Source organism: Archangium sp. (assembly GCF_036389735.1).
Lineage (GTDB): Bacteria > Myxococcota > Myxococcia > Myxococcales > Myxococcaceae > Archangium.
This window is the reverse complement of sequence record NZ_DASVWK010000470.1, coordinates 1-18,426: the sequence shown is the minus strand read 5'-3', so window position 1 is coordinate 18,426 and position 18,426 is coordinate 1. Positions and strand designations below refer to the sequence as shown.

The window sequence follows — 18,426 nt, the reverse complement described above, 5'->3', positions numbered from 1 at the left end:
CGCCTGGAACGGTCCGCTCCTGCCTGGCGGCCAGCAGCAGGTGAGGGCTCGTGTCCCGGTGCCACGTTCTCGCGGGACCCCTGGACGATGGTTCTGGATTGCCGCGGTCGCGCTCCCCGCGGCCTGGGGGGCGGGCCTGCTCTTCCTGCCTCCCGCACCGCGACGTGAGCCGTTGCCACTTCTTCCCCCAACCCACCAGGCCGGTTCCAGCCAGGAAATAGCTCCCTTCGTACCAACGAAAGACGTTGACGTTGAACCGCCCGTCGCCAGCGCGACGAAACACAAACAGGAGGATCCCTTGATGACCCGCTCCAAGAAAGCACGCTCGGTGACCGCTGCATGCATGATGGCTGGCTCCGCCTGCGTGAGTGCTCCACCGCCACGTCCGACGCTCAAGGACTGCCCACCCGGAACCCAGGGGACCTACGAGCGTTTCCACCTGGAGGGGACGAACTTCCTGCTGATCCCCCCTACGTTATCCGTCTCTCCTGTCGAAGTACGGGAGGGTGAGATCCACAACGTGGAGCTGGGCCTGCCTTGGGGGACACTCCCAGAGAAAACCCTCTTCTCCGGGCGTCTCTTCTTCGCCAAGGACCAGGTGTATGGTCTCTTCACCCGGGCTCACCTGCCTGGTGGGGAGATCGTGCCGATCTGCATTGAACTGACGCAGAACGGGCCAGGCACTCCCATGTTGAAGGAAAGTACGTCCAAGAAGGTCTTCATCTCCGCCTCGATTGGAGCGCGGCTGGTGCGCTGAGCGCGGGTCCGCGCCAGAGGCTTTGTTTCACCATGCTCCCATTTTCGCCTTCATTCCTCCTGGTCCTGGCGGTCCTTCAAGTTTCCCCCGTCGTGGAGCCGCCAACGATTGCCGGTTGCGAGGACATGCGGCGCATCGAGTTGTCACTGCCGCCCACCCCGGCGGAGCGGGAGCTCTGCGTCAGTCCTGGACTCCTGACGGGCTTGCTGTTCGACGCACCCGTTCACGTGGAGTTGCAGGACGAGGTGCGCTTCGTGGAAGTGTCACGTGGCAGAATCGGTATCAGCTTCGTTCCCCCGAGAGACATGGTGGAGGGGGAGCGACTCCGGCTCACGGCGCGCTTCGTGGATGGAGGCGCCGCCTCCCGGGAAGACATCACCTTCACGCTGGTGGCTCATTCCGGACGGGCCACCCATCAGGTGGAGGTGTATCGAGACCGGCGTACCCGGGAGTCCTTCCAGCAAGAGGTGGCGCAGGAGCGCGCGAGGACTCAGCACTTGAGTGAGGAGAATCAGCGGCTGCGTGGGGAAGTCGAGCGGATGCGAGCCCAGGTCAATCAGCCCGTTGGACTCCGCACCCTCATCACCAGCGGGCTCCTGAAAGACCAGGGTGTCTTGGTACGATCGGTCATGGGCTATGAAGAGCTTCAAAAAAGAGAGCTCTCCGTCAGAAGAATCAGCTGCTATCGGTCCGAAAAGAACGTAGCCGTGGCGGTGTGGGTGAGCAATTCAGGCACGGAGCCATGGACGGTGGTGGGTGGGTCCCTGGCCGTCAACGACAAGCCGCTGGAGGGACTGGTCTGGCAGGCCGAGACCATTGCTCCTGGAAAGACCGGCCTGGTGGTGGTGGAAGCCGAGGGGCCAGGGGACTCGCCTCAAGGCGACGCCACGCTGAGCCTCTGGGAGGCGGGACCGCGCGCCGTCAACCTCCGCCAGGTGGCGTTTCCGTAGGCTCCTTGTGCTGTGACATGAACTCGGCGACAAGATCGAGGAACTTCTGGATGGCGCGCAAGTGGTCTCCGCCACAATCCTCAAGGCATTTCCTGGCCCAGCCGCCCCCTTGCGGAAACTCCTGCTTCACGTCGCGAAGCCAGGCAAGGAACTCCTGATAGGATTCGTTGGGAACGCGGTTGTAGTACAGCGTGAGTTCGCTACCTTGGACAAAGGCGCTGAGGCGATAGATGTCCAAGGCTCCGATGAACATTTCGGGCATCGTGCCGCTGCGGAGTTCATCCCGCATGAACAGCAGGATGTCGAGAGTGCTGACGTGGTGGCCTCTCCAATCCATGGGTGGACGCATGTGGGTCAAGGGGACACGACCGTCTTGATGATGGGCTCGCCAGCCATGATAGGTCACAAACCGTCATGAGCATCCCGCCCATCCCCCAGCCACCAGCGCACACCCACCGCGAGGCCCTCGGTTCGCTTCCCGAGTTCCCTCGTGGAGGCCCCGAGGATCGTCTCGCCCGCGCCCGTGACTACCTCCGCGAGACCCACGCCCGTGTCGAGGCCTTCCACCGCGGCGGCGCTTCCGGTCTGTCCACCTGCCGCCTCCTCTCCGCCGCCACCGACAGGCTCGTCCACGGCCTCTTCTGCGAGCTCTCCGCCGAGCTTCACGCCCCCTCCGGGCTCGCCCTCGTCGCGCTCGGCTCCTACGGACGCCGCGAGCTGTCTCCTCAGTCGGATCTGGATCTGCTCCTCCTGCGTGGCCCCGGTGTCTCCGAGGAGGCCGCCACGCCCCTGGCCCGTGCATTCCCCACGCTCCTGTGGGACTTGAAGCGCGCCGTCGGCTGGAGCGCCCGAACCCCCGACGAGTGTCTCCGCGCCGCCGATGCCGACCACACCATCCGCACCGCGCTGCTCGACTCGCGCTTCCTTACCGGTGAGGCCACCGTCTTCGACGCGTTCGCCGAGGACGTCCTCCCCGTGCTCCACACCCACCGCTCCGACGCCTACATCCAGGACAAGGTCCGCGAGCTACGCTCCCGCCGCGAGCGCTTTGGCGACTCCGTCTTCCTCCTCGAGCCCAACCTCAAGCAAGGGGACGGCGGCCTGCGCGACCTGGAGACCTCCCTGTGGATCGCCGGCGTGCGCTTCCGCACCCGGGGCCTCACCGGCCTCCTCCAGCAGTCCATCCTCCCCGGCTCACAGGTGGCGCGCCTCAAGGCCGCTCGGGACTTCCTCCTGCGCATCCGCCACCAGCTCCACTTCCTCCGTGGCCGCAAGGAGGACCGGCTCACCTTCGACCTCCAGGAGGAGGTGGCGCGCTTCTTCGGCTACCAGCAGGGCCCCGTGCTCCCCGTCGAGGCCTTCATGCGCGACTACTACCTGGCCGCCAGCGCCCTCCGCCAGGCCGCCGACGCGCTCATCGCCCGCTGCGAGGAACTCAGCACCTCCCGCAAGGTGTCCTTCCTCCCCGAGCGCCGGCTCGGACCCTTCAAGGTGTTCCGCGGCAAGCTCACCGTGGCCGACCCGGCCCTCTTCACCCGGGAGCCCTCCTCCATCCTCGACTTCTTCCGCATCGCCGAGGAGCACGGCCTGCCGCTCTACTCCTGGGCTCGCGAGCAGGTGGTGCAGGCCCTGCCCGCGCTGGAGGCCGCCCGCGACACCCCCGCCGTCTCCGCCGCCTTCAAGGCCCTCTTCGCCCGGCCCGGCACCCACGGCGAGCTCCTCTTCGAGCTGCACGACTCCGGGGTGCTCGGCGCCGTCGTGCCCGAGTTCGGCCGCGTCACCGCCCACCACCAGCACGACCTGTACCACGTGTACACCGTCGACGTTCACACCCTCTTCGCCGTGCGCCGCCTCTACTGCCTGCGCGCGGGCGATCTGGTGCAGCAGGAGCCCGAGCTCTCCCGCGAGATGCGGGACTTGAAGGACCCGCTCCCGCTCTACCTCGGCATGCTCCTGCACGACGCGGGAAAGGGGATGGGGGGCAACCACTCGGAGAAGGGCCGGCTGTTGATGGTGGCCCTCGGCGAGCGCCTGGGCCTGTCGCCCCGTCAGCGAGAGGTGGCCGAGTTCCTCGTGAAGGATCACCTGGCCATGAGCCACACCGCCCAGCGCCGCGACTTGAGCGACCCGGCCCTCATCGCCGACTTCGCCCGCCAGATGGGCGACGTGGACAAGCTCACCAGCCTCTACCTCCTCACCTGGGCGGACATCAGCTCGGTGGGGCCGAAGATGTGGACGGGCTGGAAGGCCCAGCTCCTGCGCGAGCTGTATGACAAGGCGCGGGCCCACCTGATCGGCTCGGCGGCCTCCTCGGGCGGGCGTCCCTCCGAGCACGTGCGCGAGCGCTTCCACTCGCGCTGGGCCCGGACCTTCGGAGAGGCGCGGGCACGTGAGCTGGGCGAGGTGCTCCCCGAGCGCTACTTCCTCGGCACGGATCCCTCGCGCGCCACGCTCCATGGGCGCCTCCTCGCGCGCGCCCGGGCCCATCCCCTGGCCGCCGCCCTCCGCCACCACCCCGAGGCTGGCTACAGCGAGCTTTCCCTCGCGAGCGGTGACCGGCCGGGCCTGCTCTCGCTTCTCACCGGCGTGCTGTCCGCCCACCGCATCGACATCCTCTCCGCGCGCATCGTCTCCACCTCGGACGGGCTCGCGCTGGACGTGTTCGACGTGCGGCCTCCGCATGGCCTCCTGCTCGAGCGCTCCCGCTGGCGCACGGCCCGGACGGATCTCCTCCGCGTCCTCCGGGGAGAGGCCTCCCTCGAGGATGTGCTGCGCAGGCGGCGCTCGGGCTCGCTCCTCCAGCGGCCCCTGCCTCCCGTCGCCCCCCGGGTGACGGTGGACAACCGCGCCTCCCGCGACTTCACCGTGGTGGACGTGGTGGCGCAGGACCGCGTGGGCCTGCTGCACGCCATCTCCTCCGCGCTCACCCGCGCCGGCGCGAGCATTGCCGTCGCCAAGGTGGCCACCGAGGCCCACCGGGCCATGGACTCGTTCTACATCACCCGAGGGGGCGTGAAGGTGGTGGGCTCCGGGGACGAGGAGGCCCTGGTCGCGGCCATCACCGCCGCCCTGGAGTCCCTGGAGCGCGAGGGCGCGCAGCCGCGGAGCTGAATCACGCTCCGGGCGGCGGGAGTTTCTGGAAGGTCGACAGCGTCGGCTGAGTGAGCCGTCCCTTCGCCGAGAGGGGTGGGCCGCGCGGTGGAGCCTTGAACTCCGGCTCCTGCTCCTCGGCCGGCGCCTCCTCGTTGATCTCCTGGAAGATGCGGCGGCCGAGCACCGCCCCCAGCACCAGCGACACCACCATCCCCACGCCCGACACCACCGTCATCACCGTCTGGCCCTGTGCCAGCCCGCTGCCGAACTGCGCGGTGAGGAACGTGCCCGGAATGGTGCCCAGCACCACCCCCAGCGCCAGGGGCCAGAAGCGCGCCCCGGCCGCCGTGGCCGCGGCGATCATCACGTCCGTGGGCAGCAGCGGGTTGATGCACGTGAGCAGCGCGAACTTGAAGCCGTGCCGGCGCGCCACCCGGGTGATCGCCGGGTAGCGGCTGCCCGCCATGCGCTTCATCAGCCGCGTCCCCAGCCACCGGGACAGTCCGAAAATGAGCGCCGAGGCCAGCAGACTGCCCGCCAGTGAATAGAGCGTCGCCGGTACGGTGCCGAAGATCATTCCACCCACCGCCGTGAAGAGCTGTCCCGGCAGCAGCGTCACCGGCCGGATCGCCAGGAAGAAGATGAAGGTCAGCGGCGCCCACTTGCCCAGGGGGGCGAGGAGGGCGTGCAGATCCTGTTGGTTGATGAAGTCCGGCCCCAGCAACCGCAACGTCGTGAGGCCCGCGATGGAGGCCAGCATGGGCGCGAGGACGCGCAGCCAGACCTTCACACCGCCACCACCACCGCGACCGTTCACGCCGACCCTCCGTGCCTGGATTGGGCCGAAAGGTGGGACAGCCAACGGGAATCGGCAATGCGGAGTGGGGTGTTCTTGACACTGAAGCGTCCGGGCGGGCAGGCCGTAGTCATGCCCGCACGGACAGCATATGCCCTCTAAGCCCGCGTATTCCCTGGGGTTTTGGATGTGCTCTGTTCAGCGTGAACGGCTGGCGGTGTACGGAGCTTGCTTGCATCGGGGCGCTTCCGTCCCAAGTTTTCAGGCAAGGGGCACCCCTCGTGGGGAAGGGGGAGAAAGCAGGAGGAGACACCATGCAGCAGGACAAGGACAACAAGGGCAGCATGACGGTGGCCGAGGCGGGTCGTAAGGGCGGAGAGACTGTCCGCAACGAGCGAGGCCGCGAGTTCTACGAGACGATCGGCCGCAAAGGTGGCGCCACGGTGAAGGCCGAGCGGGGTCGGTCCTTCTACGAGGAAATCGGCCGCAAGGGCGGAGAGACCGTCAAGGCCGAGCGCGGCGCGAAGTTCTACGAGGAGATCGGCAAGAAGGGCGGGGACCGGGTGAAGGCGACGCGGGGACCGAACTTCTACGAGGAGATTGGCCGCAAGGGTGGCCAGAAGGTGAAGAAGCTCATCGAGGAGGGCAAGCGCGCGGCACGCGCCGCCATGGAGAAGCAGCAGGAGCAACCGCAGCAGGCCCAGGGCGAGTCGGCATCTGCAGCTCCTCCGCCCACCGAAGAGGGCCCAGGCCGCAGCGAGTAGCGTGACGGAAGGGCCGCGGACCGGGTAGACACGGCCACGTGTACCTCTTCCTCGCGTTCCTCGACCACGCGGACCAACCTGAACGGGCCATTCGGCGGCTCCGGGAGTTTGGCCTCCCGGAGCCGCTGGTCGTGCGGGCCCGTAGCGCCGCGGCCACCCTGTCAGCCGAAGTCCCCGTCTTCGCCGGCCTGCGCAGCCTCGCGCTCGGGGCGGATGAAGACCGGCTCATCCTGGTGAGCCTCCTGCCCGCCTCCTCGCCGGAAGAAGTGGAGCGGCTCGTCCAGCGCATCCAGTTGGAAATGGACGCGGACGATCCCCCCATGGGCCGCCTGGTGGCCCTGCCGGTGATTGGTGCCCCCCCCCATCGTCGGGAGTGACGCGGCGCGCCGGGCGGTGTAAGCACCTCCGCGTGCAGGCGCTGCTCGTCTTCCTCTCCATCGCGGCCCTCTCGCTGCTCGCTTCCAGCCGAGCCGCGCTGGACCCTGGCCGTTTCCCGGCCGTGGCCCAGCTCGCCGCCAGCGGCCTGCTCTTCCTCGCCCTGGGCGCGGTGTTGGGGCCGGGCTCGTTGGGAGGACTCACCTGGAGCGACCTGACGGCCTTGCGCCCGGTGCTCGCCTTGGGGCTCGGGGTGGCGGGCGTCATCGTGGGCCTCAACCTGGAGCCTCGCCTGATGCGGTTGCTGCCGAGCGCGGTGTACGCGGCCGCGCTGGCGCATGCTGGGACGACCTTCGTGTGGGTAGCCCTGCCCCTGGCCGGTCCGCTGCTCTTCGCCATGGGGCTGCCTCCTGGGGCGGCGGTGGGGGCGGCGGCACTGCTGGGCGCGGCGGCCAGCCTCTCCTCCGGCCATTTCGCGGTGCTGGGCTATCGCAGTGGACGCATGGAGCGCGGGCGCGGGCTGTCCGTGGCGCTGCTCACCGTGCTGGACGACGTGGTGGGCTTGAGCGTGCTCGCGCTGGCGCTCGCCTTCGGCGTGACGGGCGACCTCCTCCATGGGCTGGGGCTGGTGGGACTCGCGTTGCTGCTGGGGGGGGCGTGCGGGGCGCTGCTCGCCTTCCTCATGCACGGGCTGAAAGATCATGGCGAGCTGATGGCGGTGCTGCTCGGCGGCATCGCCCTGGTGTCCGGGGCGGCGGCGTACCTGCGCGTCTCGGCGCTGCTGGCGGGTGTGGCCTGTGGGGCCACCCTGGCGCTCGTGGGAGGCCGGGCCGTGGAGCAGGCGGCGCGGGAGCTGGGCCGCTTCGAGAGACCCGTGTACCTGTTGCTCGTCTTCCTGGTGGGCGCCCACGTCCAGGCGCGGGACGTGATGGCCTGGGCGCTGCTGCCGGGGTACGTGGGCCTGCGCTTCCTGGGCAAGGTGATGGGGGGCGCGCTCGCGCAGCGCATCGCCGGGAACACGCTGGCGCTGCCACCGCGGCTTGGCTACGCCCTCATCGCCCAGGGTGGGCTCGCGCTATGCATGGTGGCCGAGTACCTCATGCTGGTACCGGGGACGTTGTCCCAGCGGGTCTTCGACGTGGTGGTGGCGGGCTCCGTCTTCAACGAGCTGCTCGCCAGCCGCGCCTTCCGCCACGTGCTCGCGGCGCCGCCGACGCGGACCCCGGGAGGCACGGCATGAAGGAAGCGCTCCTGCGGTTGCTGCTGCTGCTGGCGGTGCTGGCGGCCATCACCCGGGCCCAGGTCTGGCGCGTGGACACCGGGACCTCGGTGGCGCTCGCCGCGGGAGGGCTGCTGCTGTGCGGGCTCTTCGCGGGCAAGGTGGCCAAGGGGTTCGGGCTGCCGCGACTCACCGGCTACCTGCTGATCGGCGTGGTGGTGGGGCCCTACGCCCTGGGCTTCATCCCCGGCGCGGGCGTGAAGGGGCTGGAGCTGCTCAAGGGGCTCGCGGTGAGCCTCATCGCGCTGGTGGCGGGCACGGAGCTCCAGCTGGGGCTCATCCGGCGGGTGGGCGCCAAGGTGACGGTCCTGTGCGTCGCGGTGTGCGGGGTGACGTTCCTGGTCGGCTTCGGGGCACTCTTCGCGCTCAAGCCGTGGCTGCCCTTCCTCGCATCCATGACGGTGCCGCAGGCCCTGGCCGTCAGCGCGCTCGTGTCCACCGTGGTGGTGTCCTTCTCACCCACGGTGACGATCGCCATCGTGCAGGAGACGAGGGCGCGCGGCACCTTCACCGAGTTCCTCATGGCCCTGGTCATCATCGGGGACCTGGTGGTGATGGTGGCCTTCGCGATCGCCGCGGGCCTGACGCGGGCGAGCTTTGGCGGCGGGCTGGACGTGGGTGGGCTGCTGGGCGGGGTGGTGTGGGAGCTGTTCGGCTCGGTGCTGGTGGGCGGTATGCTGGCCCTGGTGATGTTGCTGTACATGGGGCGGGTGAAGCGCGAGCTGCCACTCTTCCTGGTGGGGTTGTGCTTCGTCTCGGCCGAGGCGGGCGCGCAGCTGCACCTGTCGCCGCTGCTGGTGTCGCTGGCGGCCGGGGCGCTGATCGCCAACCTGGACGAGCGCGAGGGCCAGCGCATCCATCACGCCATCCAGCAGGCGGGCCTGCCCATCTTCGCGCTCTTCTTCGCCGCGGCCGGCGCGGGGCTCAAGCTGGACGCGTTGCTGATCGTGGGCCCGGCGGCCCTGTTGCTCGTGGCGCTGCGCGCGGTGGCCATCTACGGCTCGTGCCGGCGCTTCGCCCCCCCGGAGGATCCGCGCCTGGGCCGCTACCTGTGGATGGGGCTCATTTCACAAGCGGGCGTCACCTTCGGGCTGGCCGCGCTCATCTCTCGAACCTTCCCGGACTTCGGGCCGCAGGTGGAGGTGCTCATCGTGGCGATGATCACCGCCCACGAGCTGATCGGCCCCGTCCTCACCCGGAGAGCCCTCCAGCGAAGCGGGGAGACCCGCTCCGACGAGGCGCCGGGGACTGCCTGAGGAGTCACACCATGGCGTCAGCATCCATCATCGAGGTGAACGCGGAGCATCCGCAGCCGAGGCACGTGCAGCGCGTGGTGGAGCTGCTCGCCAATGGAGGGGTGATCGCCTACCCGACGGACACCTACTACGGCCTGGGGTGCGACCTGGGCTCGAAGAAGGGGATCGAGAAGTTGTACAAACTGAAGGGACGGGACAGGAAGAAGCCCCTGTCCTTCCTGTGTCCGGACCTGTCGGACGTGGCGAAGTACGCGCACGTGAGCAACTTCGCGTACCGGACGATGAAGAGCCTGACGCCCGGGGCCTTCACGTTCATCCTCGAGGCCACGCGGTTGGTGCCCGAGGTGATGATGACGAAGCAGAAGCAGGTGGGCATCCGCGTGCCGGACTCGGGGCTGGCGCGGGCGCTGGCGGCGGCGCTGGGGCGGCCCATCGTCACCACCTCGGCCTCGAACGAGGAGGGCGAGCCCCTCATCGACGCCAGGGACATCAAGGACGCCCTGGGGCATGGGCTGGAGCTCATCCTCGATGGCGGAGTGAAGTTGATGGAGCCCTCGACGGTGGTGTCGTTGATCGACGACCAGATCGAGGTGCTGCGGCAAGGCAAGGGCCAGCTGGACTGAGGACTCCCAAAGTTTGCCCGTGAGACCTCCCGGGCTACCCTGTGAACCCATGGAAGGGTACCTCGACGCGTTCATCGCCTTCATCCGTGCCGAGCGCGGGTTGTCCGGCAAGACGGTGGATGCCTACGCCGCGGATCTCGCGGTGTACTTCTCCGACCTGAAGGCCAGGGGCCTCACCGATGTGACGCGCGTCACGCCGGACCACATCTCCGGTCACCTGACGACGCTGAACGGGCGCAAGCTGTCCCGGCGCAGCCAGGCGAGGCACCTGGCGGCGGTGCGTGGCTTCCACCGCTTCCTCGTGGCCGAGAAGTACGTGGAGAAGGATCCCACCGAGGACATCGATACGCCGCGCGCGGCGCGCAAGCTGCCCATCTTCCTGACGTTGGAGGAGGTGGAGCAGTTGCTCGCCGCCCCGGACGAGAGCAACCCCGTCGGCATCCGCGACAAGGCCATGCTGGAGGTGCTGTACGCCACCGGCCTGCGCGTGAGCGAGTTGGTGGGCCTGGGCATCAACGACATCCAGCTTGGCGCCGGCTATCTGGTGGCCAAGGGCAAGGGCGCCAAGGAGCGCATCGTCCCGGTGGGCAGCATCGCGGCGGAGAAGGTGCAGGCGTACCTCGCGGGGCCCCGGCTGCTGCTGCTGGGCAAGCACGAGTCGCAGGCCCTCTTCGTCACCCCGCGCGGGGACGGCTTCACGAGGCAGGGCTTCTGGAAGCTGCTCAAGCGCTACGCGCTCAAGGCTGGCATCCGCAAGCCGCTGTCGCCGCACAAGCTGCGGCACTCGTTCGCCACGCACCTGGTGGAGCGTGGCGCGGACCTGCGCGCGGTGCAGGCGATGCTCGGCCACGCGGACCTGGCCACCACACAGATCTACACCCACGTGAACGGCGCGCGGCTGCGTGCCGTGTACGACACCGCCCATCCTCGCGGAGACGACGTGCGCGGCCGGGGGGGGGTCATGGGCGGTCGCGTGACGAGGAAGAGGGCAGGGGGCACGTAGCCTCCTCGCCGTTCCCCTGCGTCTCCAAGGCGCACCCCAGTCCGTGCATGTTGACACTGGATACATGGCATGTTTACATTGGTCACATAGAGACGCCCCTCTCGCTCCCGAAGGAGTCCGCTGATGTCCGTCCCCAGCTTCGCCTCCGCGCCGTCCGCGCGCTCCCTCTGGAACCGCGCCTGGTCCCTCTCTCCAACTCTCGCCGTCGCCACCGGGGTCATGATCCTGGGCGCCTTGCTCACCACGCTCGGGCTCCTGCTGGATCCACGGCACCTGGTGGGCGAGCCGGTCTGGCTCAAGCCGACGAAGTTCTACCTGTCGCTGGCCGCGTACAACGCCACCCTGCTGTACTTCTTCTCCTTCCTCTCCGAGCGGCGGCGTCTCGTCCGGCTCTCGGGCCACGTTCTCGCCGCGGCCGGCACCATCGAGATGGTCGCCATCACGCTCCAGGCGGCGCGCGGGGTCCGCAGTCACTTCAACGTGGTCACGCCCTTCGACGCCGCCATCTTCAGCATCATGGGCATCGCCATCACGGTGCTGTGGGTGACGATGATCGTGCTCGCCATCGCCCTGCTGCGCTCGCAACTGGCGGATCGCCCGCTCGCGGCGGCGCTGCGCATCGGCTTCATCGCGGCCGTGATCGGCATGGGCCTCGGGTACTTCATGACGACCCCGAAGCCGGCGCAGCTCGAGGCCATGAAGGCCGGGCAACAGGTGCTCGAGTCGGGCTCGCACACGTTCGGCGCGCCGGACGGTGGCCCGGGCCTGCCCCTGGTCGGCTGGAGCACCGTGGCCGGTGATATGCGGCCGGCGCACTTTCTCGGGCTGCACGCCATGCAACTGCTCCCCATCCTCGCGGCGGTGCTCGCGCGTCGGCGGCACCTCTCCGAGACGCAGCGCCTGGCCGCCGTCCGTGCCACGGGCGTCGCCTACGTCGGGGTGACGCTGGTGCTCGCCGTCCAGGCCCTCCGGGGCGTGCCCATCGTCCACTGGGACGCGGTGGGGCTCACGACCCTGGCGCTGGTGGCCCTGGCGAGCCTCACCACGGCCGCCGCCACGCTGCTGCGGCGCCAGCCAGACGCCGCCCCCGCGGTCTGACGCCGGGGTGTCTCAGTTCCCGGTTCTCGCGGGGCCCAGACTCCGGCCCGTGAGCGCGCCCGGGGCCACCGAGAGTTGCTCCACGCGGAACTGCGGCAACGCACGGAACAAGAGCCAGTCCCCGCTCACGAGCGGCCCCTTCACCAGCTGCCCGGTGTCGAGCAGCCGCCGGCCAATGGGGACGGAGCTGTCTCCGAGCGCGAGCTGGAAGTGGACCTGCTCCAGCCGTCCGTCATCCAGTCTCACCTGTCCTTCCACGTACACGCTGTCGTCGCGGAGGAAGAGACGCGAGGCTCCCTCGACCCTACCGTAGGAGTTGTCCGCGAGGATGAGTTCGAACGCCTCCTCGCGAAGCAGCGAGGGACAGTCCCCGCTCGGGGTGTGGCCCACCACCAGCCTGTGGATGCCCGAGCGGGCGAGGGTCTCGATGAGGGCCCGGGAAGGGAGGGTCGGGTGGTTGAGCTCGTTGGCCATGCGCCCGTACACCACGCTGGCGGTGTTGATCCGCTTGCCTGGGGCGGGGGCCTGGTAGGCGATGACCGGCTCCCAGGCGGGAAGGCCTCCCGGGTCGAGTCGCCCTTCGGCGAAGGCCGCGAGCTGCTCGCGGTACCAGCCGTTGAGGGCCTCCATCCAGGCGTCCACGCCCTCCACGTGGCCCCGGGAGGGCACCAGCCCAAGACTGTCCTCGTGCAACCCGCCATGGACGAAGAGCGTGTTGCCGATGCGGTGTGCCAGCTGGCAGGCGGTGAGGTAGTCGCGCAGCATTCCCCCGGGACCGAGGTCCTCGAGGAAGCTGGCCACCACGTCCTCCTCGCTCGCCGACGCGTCGGTGCGGGCCAGCTCGGCCCGGCGGAACTCGAAGGCTCCGCGCGCGCCCATGGTGTTCTCGAGAATCCACCGCAACAGCACGGGCCGTGGGCCCCGCTGCACCTCCGGGGGAGTCCGCGCCAGGGGGTGTCCGTTCAGCTCGCGCACCAGGCGCAGCTTGTTGATGTCACGGTTGCCCGCCAGCAGCACCACCTGGGAAGGCTGCCGACGCCAGGCATCGAGAAGCGTCCGCACGACCCGGCGCCCGTCGGGGCCTCGATCAATGGCATCTCCCCCATAGACGAAGGTGGCGCCCGGCCGCACCACCAGCCGCTCCCCGTCCTCGAAGGAAACGTGCGGGTTGTCCCGGCAGAAGCAGGCCAGCTTCTCCCAGATGCCCTCCACGTCCGTGAGGTAGGCGATAGGGTGGTCGGACTTGTTCATGAAATGCTCCACTGGGGACCCTTCTAACACCCCTCTCCCAGAGGAGCGTCCGGATGAGCGTCGCGCATTGGATCCTGGTGGTGGGCATGCTGCTGGGCACGAGCTTGCCAGTGAGCGCGGCGGAGGCCGAGCAGCGGAAACTCTCCCTCGGCAGCCAGCGCGTCCTGACCCTGCCTCCAGAGGTCCGCGGCTACTCGGTTCGTGACGAAGGGATGTTGGAGCTGCGACTCATCGGGCGACAACATCTCCTGGTGATCGGGTTGCGGCGGGGACGCACCGAACTCCTCCTCTTCGGCCCTCAGGGCCCGATCCGCCGCATCCAGTACCACGTGGACCGATTCGAGCTCTGCGAGCTCGTCATCTGCGAGGCCTGCCGGCTGCTGCCCAAGGGGCACCTTCTCCAGCTCGGCGGACAGGGCGACCAGCCGATGCTTCGCGGCATCGCCCACAGCATCGAGGAGGCGCGTGCCGTGAAGCACCTCGCCTGGGTGTACCCCCAGTTCGTCGTCGACGTGCGGCTGTCCGAGCGCGCCGTGCGCGAGGGGCTGCTGCGCGTCAACCACGAGCTGTGGCGGGCGGGCTTTCTTGGCGCACGGGCCATCGTCGTGGGGAATCAGGTGGGGCTCAGCGGCCACTTCGCCAGTGAGCGCGAGGAGGCGAACGCCCGTGCCGCCATCGCCTCCTCCGTCCACTGGTTCGAGGCGGGGCTGGAACTGCCGCTCGCGGCGAGTGGAGCCTTGGAGGATTGAAGGCGGGAGGGACGTGCAACGACCCTACCCGGCCCCGATACCCTCACCCTGCTCCTCTCCCGGAGGGAGAGGGATGCTTGCGCCTGGGTGAGGCTCAGAGGGTGACGGTCGGGATTCCGTACGGCATCGTCTTCGCCCGCCGCATCGGCACCGGGGTGTTCTCCGGCATCACCTTGGCGAGGCCCGCTTCCATCAGCCTGCGCAACGAGCGGTATGCCGCCAGCTCACCCATCGCCGTGTTCCGCAGCACCTCGCGCACGCTCCGGTTGCCCCGTAGCTTCGCGTACAGGTACAGGTCATCCGCCGTCAGCGACGGTGGGGTAGGGCGCGGCAGCGGCTCGAAGTACAGCCGCCCGTCCAGCGCCAGCACCGACTCCGCCACCGCCACCGCCAGCCGCACCTCCGCCTCCCGGTACACCGCGTGCGCCTCCGGCACTGGTGCCCGCTCCAGCACCTGTGCCGCCACCGCCACCGCCTCCTCGTACCGGCCCGTCTCCACCAGGCCCCGCGCCAGCTCCAGTAGATCCGCCAGCTCCGTCGCCTCGCCGACCTTCGGGCCCCGAGGCTTGCGCGGCGTCAGCGCTCCCCGCCGGTACAGGCGCAGCACCCAACGCGCCCCGTGCAGCGGGCCCTCCGGCGCCGCCGCCAGCAGCTCGCTCAGCGTCGCTCCCTTCTCGGCCAGCTGGAGAAACAGCTCCTCCGCCGCCGACACCGTCTCCACCGCGAACTCCCGGTACACGCCAAAGGTGGTGCCCGGCCCCGGGAACAGCTCCCAGAACACCCTCCACTCGAGCATCCGTGCCAGCGCGTCCCGGTGCAGACCCTTCAGGTTCAGCTGAAGCTCCACCGCCCGCCCCAGCGGCGGCAGCCCCGGGCGGAACTCCAGCTCGCCGGACTCCCACCCGTAGCAGTCGAAGAGGGCCTCGCGCGCCTTGTGCTCCAGGGCTTCCACCAGCCGCACCTTCGCCACCAGCCCCTGCTCCACCACGAACGTCCCGAAGGGCACCCCCGCCGCTTCCGCCGCGTCGAAGGCCGCCGCCGCCCTTGTCGCGTCCAGCAGCCGCAGCCGTGCCAGCACCTGTCCCAGGTGCTCCGTCGGCTCGCTCGAGCTCTCACCCACCAGCATCCCGCGCTGGAAGAAGAAGTGCCTGCGCACCGACCCCCGCTCCACCCGCAGCGTCCCATCCACCGCCGGTGCCTCGAAGAACGCCGGCATCAACAGCCGCAGTCGGTAGCTCGCCAGATTGCCTTTGAACCGCTCCATCGTGAGGGCAGGGTAGCGGAGGCCGACCCGTACTACAACCCATTGATTTCACACGTCTTTTACCCGCGTCCCGAGAAGTTCCCACTAGTCGGGCTGACCGGGGAGCGGGCGGGCGGGCACGAATGACCGTATGGGCTCGCAGGAAAGTTGCAGGGCGGCCCTGGGTGTGCGAACCAGGGCTGTCACCCCCTTCGTGTATAGGCGTGGAAGTCATGCGGATCCTCTCGGGAGTCCAGTCCTCGGGCCGGTTGCACATCGGCAACTACTACGGTGCCCTCCGGCAGTTCGTGCAACTGCAGGACGAGGGTGAGGCGTACTACTTCATCGCCAACCTGCACGCGCTCACCACCGTGCGCGAGCCCAAGCTCGCCGAGGAGCTCACCCGCGAGGCCGCCGTCGCCTACCTGTCGCTCGGGTTGGATCCCAAGAAGGCCGTCCTTTTCCGTCAGAGCGATGTGAAGGAGGTGCTGGAGCTCAACTGGATCCTCGGCACCGTGGTGCCGCACGCCCACCTGGAGCGCGCCCACAGCTACAAGGACAAGGTGGCCAAGGGCATCAGCCCCGACTTCGGCCTCTTCGCCTACCCGGTGCTGATGGCCGCCGACATCCTGCTCTACAGCGCGGACTCCGTGCCGGTGGGCAGGGATCAGATCCAGCACATCGAGTTCGCCCGCGACTGGGCCGTGAAGTTCAACATGACGTACGTGCCCGGGTATGACCCGCAGGATCCGGACGGCAAGGAGAAGGGGCACGCCCCCGGCATCCTCAAGCTGCCGGCCGCGCGCATCCAGGAGAGCACCGCGGTGGTGCCGGGCGTGGACGGACAGAAGATGTCCAAGTCCTACGGCAACACCATCGACCTCTTCGGGGACGAGAAGGAGATCAAGAAGCGCATCATGGGCGTCAAGACGGACTCCACCCCCGTGGAGGCCCCCAAGCCCACCGAGAACGCCCCCCTGTACGATCTGCTCAAGGTCATGCTGCCCGAGTCCCGCTTCAAGGACGTGGACGCCTCGTGGCGCGCGGGTGGCAAGGGCTACGGGGACTACAAGAAGCAGCTCCTGGAGGCCTTCCACGAGACCTTCGGTCCCGCCCGCAAGCGCCGCGAGGAGCTGGTGAACGATCCGGCCGAACTCGAGCGCATCCTCCAGGACGGCGCCGAGCGGGCCCGTGCCGAGGCCTCCCGCCTGATGCAGCGGGTGCGCCGCGCCGTGGGCGTTCCCTGAGCCCGTGAAGGACGTCTAGGTGACCGCAGGTCGGCGCAGCGCCCCTCCTACCGAGGAAGGTCTCAAGACGGACGTCCCCCTCAGCCCGGGTGACGCCTTTCGCGTCGCCTTGCCCAATTTCGAGGGTCCGCTCGACCTGCTGCTCCACCTCATCAAGGAGCACCGGCTCGACATCTTCGACATCCCGCTCGCGCTCGTCACCGAGAAGTACCTCGAGCACCTCGAGCACATGCGGGAGATCAACCTCGACATCGCCGGTGAGTTCCTGGTGATGGCCGCCACCCTGGCGCACCTCAAGAGCCGCATGCTGCTGCCCCGCCAGGACGCCGCGGAGCAGGCGGCCGACGCCGTGGCCGAGCTCCAGCAGGAGGACGCGGGCGATCCTCGCGCCGAGCTGGTGCGCCGGCTGCTCGAGTACCAGAAGTACAAGGACGCCGCCGAGCAGCTCGCCAGGCAGGACATCCTGGACCGCGACGTCTTCCCGCGCCGGGTGCCCGTGGAGGCCGTGCCCATCCCCGAGGAGGAGGTGGGTCTCCAGGAGTTCTCCGTCCTCAAGCTGGTGGAAGCGCTCGACCGGGTCCTCGAACGCCTGGCGCCCAAGCTGCAACACGAGGTGGTCCGCGAGAAGGTGAGCCTCACCGAGGCGATCCGTCGCCTGGCCGAACGCCTGAAGACCCAGAGTCCGTGTACCTTCGAGAGCCTCTTCGATGAGCACCGTACACGGCAGGAGCTGGTCATCACCTTCCTCGCCATCCTGGAAATGGTGAAGCGGCGGCTCATCAAGGTGCACCAGGAGGAGCCCCTGGGGGACATCCTCCTGACACCGAACGGGGATGCCCTGGAGCGGCTCATCCCCACGGAGGTGGACGAGAGTGAGTACCGGTAACAACGGCCCTGACGATACGGGAGCCAAGCCGTCGCGCGGCGCTCCCAGCCCCTTCACCGAGGAGGAGATCGCCGCCGTCACCGGCCCCGTGGACGAGGACGAGCTCGAGGACTCCGACGTCGCCACCATCGAGGCCGACGAGGTCCCGGATCTCCAGACGTCCTTCGAGAAGCTCCTCCAGAAGAGCCGCAACCTCTCCCCGGAACGCATCCGCACCATCCTGGAGAGCGTGCTCTTCGTCGCCGACAAGCCGTTGGATCTGGATCAGCTCTACGAGGCCACCGGCATCGACCGCGAGAAGATCCAGGAGGCGCTCAACCAGATCTCCGGCGTGCACCGCGACGGCATCAGCGGGATCGTCCTGTACGAGGTGTCCGGCGGGTGGCAGTTCCGCACGGATCCGCACTCGGGCGAGTACGTGCGGCGCTACCTGCGCGTGAAGCCCCAGCGGCTCACCCGCGCCGCCGTGGAGACGCTCGCCATCATCGCCTACCGCCAGCCCGTCACCCGCCCGGAGGTCGAGGACATCCGCGGCGTGGACTGCGGCGCCGTCATCAAGGCGCTATTGGATCGCAAGCTGATCAAGATCCTGGGCAAGAAGGAGGAGGTGGGTCGCCCCATGCTGTACGGGACGAGCCGCGAGTTCCTCGAGTTCTTCGCCCTGAAGGACCTCTCCGCCCTGCCCACGCTGCGTGAATTCCACGAACTGACGCAGGAGCACCAGGAGATCGTGGAGAAGGAACGGCCGTCGGCCCCGCCCGCCAGTGGCACCGTGGAGGCGCTGTCGGATCCGGAGTTCCAGAAGCGGATGGACAAGAGCATGGCGGCCTCGGAAGCCGCCCTTGAGGAGCTGGAGGAGGCCATGTCCGCCGCGGACAAGACGCAGAAGGCCAGCACCAGCATCCTGAACCCGACCCCCCCGCCCGCCGAAGAGGGTGATAAGGGGTCCGAGCCCGTTTGACGGGCAAGCGAAGAAGTGGAAGGTAGGCGGATATGGCTGAACGTTTGCAGAAGTACCTGGCCCGGGCGGGCGTGTCCTCGCGCAGGCATGCGGAG

The 18,426-nt window shown here is 68.9% G+C and carries 17 protein-coding genes and 1 pseudogene; 14 read left to right on the top strand and 4 right to left on the bottom strand.

All coding sequences use genetic code 11. The features are described from left to right. Positions 1–757, top strand: a pseudogene (locus tag VF794_RS16845) (hypothetical protein); the annotation flags it as partial. 125 nt (positions 758–882) lie between these two features. Beyond that, positions 883–1,707, top strand: a complete 825-nt coding sequence (locus tag VF794_RS16840; RefSeq protein WP_331111611.1) for a DUF2381 family protein — start codon at positions 883–885, stop codon at positions 1,705–1,707. Here VF794_RS16840 and VF794_RS16835 read toward each other — a convergent pair. Continuing rightward, entirely contained in the window at positions 1,679–2,065 is a 387-nt protein-coding gene (locus VF794_RS16835) for a hypothetical protein (RefSeq protein WP_331111610.1), read from the bottom strand. The genes VF794_RS16840 and VF794_RS16835 overlap by 29 nt on opposite strands. Positions 2,066–2,121: 56 nt before the next feature. On the opposite strand from VF794_RS16835, the gene glnD reads away from it, so the two are divergent. Further along, on the top strand, positions 2,122–4,818 hold the full coding sequence (glnD, locus tag VF794_RS16830; protein ID WP_331111609.1) for a [protein-PII] uridylyltransferase: 2,697 nt from the start codon (positions 2,122–2,124) through the stop codon (positions 4,816–4,818). 1 nt (position 4,819) lies between these two features. Here glnD and VF794_RS16825 read toward each other — a convergent pair whose 3' ends face one another. Continuing rightward, positions 4,820–5,617 (bottom strand): TVP38/TMEM64 family protein, encoded by a 798-nt coding sequence (locus tag VF794_RS16825; protein WP_414640918.1) that lies wholly within the window; start codon positions 5,615–5,617, stop codon positions 4,820–4,822. Between the two features lie 293 nt (positions 5,618–5,910). On the opposite strand from VF794_RS16825, the gene VF794_RS16820 reads away from it, so the two are divergent. The 7 genes from VF794_RS16820 to VF794_RS16790 all read left to right on the top strand — a co-directional run bounded on the left by VF794_RS16820 (position 5,911) and on the right by VF794_RS16790 (position 11,994). Then, positions 5,911–6,360, top strand: a complete 450-nt coding sequence (locus VF794_RS16820; RefSeq protein WP_331111607.1) for a general stress protein — start codon at positions 5,911–5,913, stop codon at positions 6,358–6,360. A 38-nt stretch (positions 6,361–6,398) separates the two neighbouring features. Beyond that, the gene (locus VF794_RS16815) at positions 6,399–6,737 is read left to right on the top strand and encodes a hypothetical protein (RefSeq protein ID WP_331111605.1); all 339 of its coding nucleotides are present in this window, start codon (positions 6,399–6,401) and stop codon (positions 6,735–6,737) included. Positions 6,738–6,769: 32 nt separating this feature from the next. Beyond that, positions 6,770–7,975 carry a sodium:proton exchanger gene (locus VF794_RS16810; RefSeq protein ID WP_331111603.1) on the top strand — a complete coding sequence of 402 codons (1,206 nt, stop codon included), beginning with the start codon at positions 6,770–6,772 and terminating at the stop codon, positions 7,973–7,975. Then, positions 7,972–9,270 (top strand): cation:proton antiporter, encoded by a 1,299-nt coding sequence (locus tag VF794_RS16805; protein WP_331111601.1) that lies wholly within the window; start codon positions 7,972–7,974, stop codon positions 9,268–9,270. Before VF794_RS16810 ends, VF794_RS16805 begins: the two co-directional genes overlap by 4 nt. Before the next feature lie 11 nt (positions 9,271–9,281). Further along, entirely contained in the window at positions 9,282–9,893 is a 612-nt protein-coding gene (locus tag VF794_RS16800) for an L-threonylcarbamoyladenylate synthase (RefSeq protein WP_331111599.1), read from the top strand. Between the two features lie 49 nt (positions 9,894–9,942). Further along, the gene (gene xerD, locus VF794_RS16795; protein WP_331111597.1) at positions 9,943–10,896 is read left to right on the top strand and encodes a site-specific tyrosine recombinase XerD; all 954 of its coding nucleotides are present in this window, start codon (positions 9,943–9,945) and stop codon (positions 10,894–10,896) included. A 123-nt stretch (positions 10,897–11,019) separates the two neighbouring features. Continuing rightward, the gene (locus tag VF794_RS16790) at positions 11,020–11,994 is read left to right on the top strand and encodes a hypothetical protein (protein ID WP_331111596.1); all 975 of its coding nucleotides are present in this window, start codon (positions 11,020–11,022) and stop codon (positions 11,992–11,994) included. 12 nt (positions 11,995–12,006) lie between these two features. Here VF794_RS16790 and VF794_RS16785 read toward each other — a convergent pair whose 3' ends face one another. Next, positions 12,007–13,245 (bottom strand): hypothetical protein, encoded by a 1,239-nt coding sequence (locus tag VF794_RS16785; protein ID WP_331111594.1) that lies wholly within the window; start codon positions 13,243–13,245, stop codon positions 12,007–12,009. A gap of 53 nt (positions 13,246–13,298) precedes the next feature. Here VF794_RS16785 and VF794_RS16780 point away from each other — a divergent pair, with 53 nt between their 5' ends. After that, positions 13,299–13,994: a pilus assembly protein N-terminal domain-containing protein gene (locus tag VF794_RS16780; RefSeq protein ID WP_331111592.1), complete on the top strand. Its 696-nt coding sequence runs from the start codon at positions 13,299–13,301 to the stop codon at positions 13,992–13,994. Between the two features lie 94 nt (positions 13,995–14,088). On the opposite strand, the gene VF794_RS16775 is transcribed toward VF794_RS16780, so the two are convergent. Next, positions 14,089–15,258, bottom strand: a complete 1,170-nt coding sequence (locus VF794_RS16775) for a DUF4388 domain-containing protein (protein WP_331111590.1) — start codon at positions 15,256–15,258, stop codon at positions 14,089–14,091. A 212-nt stretch (positions 15,259–15,470) separates the two neighbouring features. Between VF794_RS16775 and trpS the strand changes: the two genes are divergently transcribed. The 3 genes from trpS to scpB are packed head-to-tail and all read left to right on the top strand — an operon-like array spanning position 15,471 to position 18,331. Beyond that, entirely contained in the window at positions 15,471–16,484 is a 1,014-nt protein-coding gene (gene trpS, locus VF794_RS16770) for a tryptophan--tRNA ligase (RefSeq protein WP_331111588.1), read from the top strand. Between the two features lie 19 nt (positions 16,485–16,503). After that, a complete protein-coding gene (locus VF794_RS16765) occupies positions 16,504–17,370 on the top strand; it encodes a segregation and condensation protein A (RefSeq protein ID WP_331111587.1) in 867 nt (288 codons plus the stop codon). Continuing rightward, positions 17,357–18,331: an SMC-Scp complex subunit ScpB gene (gene scpB / locus VF794_RS16760; protein ID WP_331111586.1), complete on the top strand. Its 975-nt coding sequence runs from the start codon at positions 17,357–17,359 to the stop codon at positions 18,329–18,331. The genes VF794_RS16765 and scpB overlap by 14 nt, the downstream gene beginning before the upstream one ends. Positions 18,332–18,426: the final 95 nt, after the last annotated feature.

Excerpts from the sequence above, each read along its gene's own strand:
- VF794_RS16775 (WP_331111590.1), bottom strand. The coding sequence starts at position 15,258 with ATGGAGCGGTTCAAAGGCAATCTGGCGAGCTACCGACTGCGGCTGTTG.
- VF794_RS16805 (WP_331111601.1), top strand. The coding sequence starts at position 7,972 with ATGAAGGAAGCGCTCCTGCGGTTGCTGCTGCTGCTGGCGGTGCTGGCG.
- VF794_RS16820 (WP_331111607.1), top strand. The coding sequence starts at position 5,911 with ATGCAGCAGGACAAGGACAACAAGGGCAGCATGACGGTGGCCGAGGCG.
- trpS (WP_331111588.1), top strand. The coding sequence starts at position 15,471 with ATGCGGATCCTCTCGGGAGTCCAGTCCTCGGGCCGGTTGCACATCGGC.
- glnD (WP_331111609.1), top strand. The coding sequence starts at position 2,122 with ATGAGCATCCCGCCCATCCCCCAGCCACCAGCGCACACCCACCGCGAG.
- xerD (WP_331111597.1), top strand. The coding sequence starts at position 9,943 with ATGGAAGGGTACCTCGACGCGTTCATCGCCTTCATCCGTGCCGAGCGC.
- VF794_RS16790 (WP_331111596.1), top strand. The coding sequence starts at position 11,020 with ATGTCCGTCCCCAGCTTCGCCTCCGCGCCGTCCGCGCGCTCCCTCTGG.
- VF794_RS16840 (WP_331111611.1), top strand. The coding sequence starts at position 883 with ATGCGGCGCATCGAGTTGTCACTGCCGCCCACCCCGGCGGAGCGGGAG.
- VF794_RS16780 (WP_331111592.1), top strand. The coding sequence starts at position 13,299 with ATGAGCGTCGCGCATTGGATCCTGGTGGTGGGCATGCTGCTGGGCACG.
- VF794_RS16800 (WP_331111599.1), top strand. The coding sequence starts at position 9,282 with ATGGCGTCAGCATCCATCATCGAGGTGAACGCGGAGCATCCGCAGCCG.
- VF794_RS16785 (WP_331111594.1), bottom strand. The coding sequence starts at position 13,245 with ATGAACAAGTCCGACCACCCTATCGCCTACCTCACGGACGTGGAGGGC.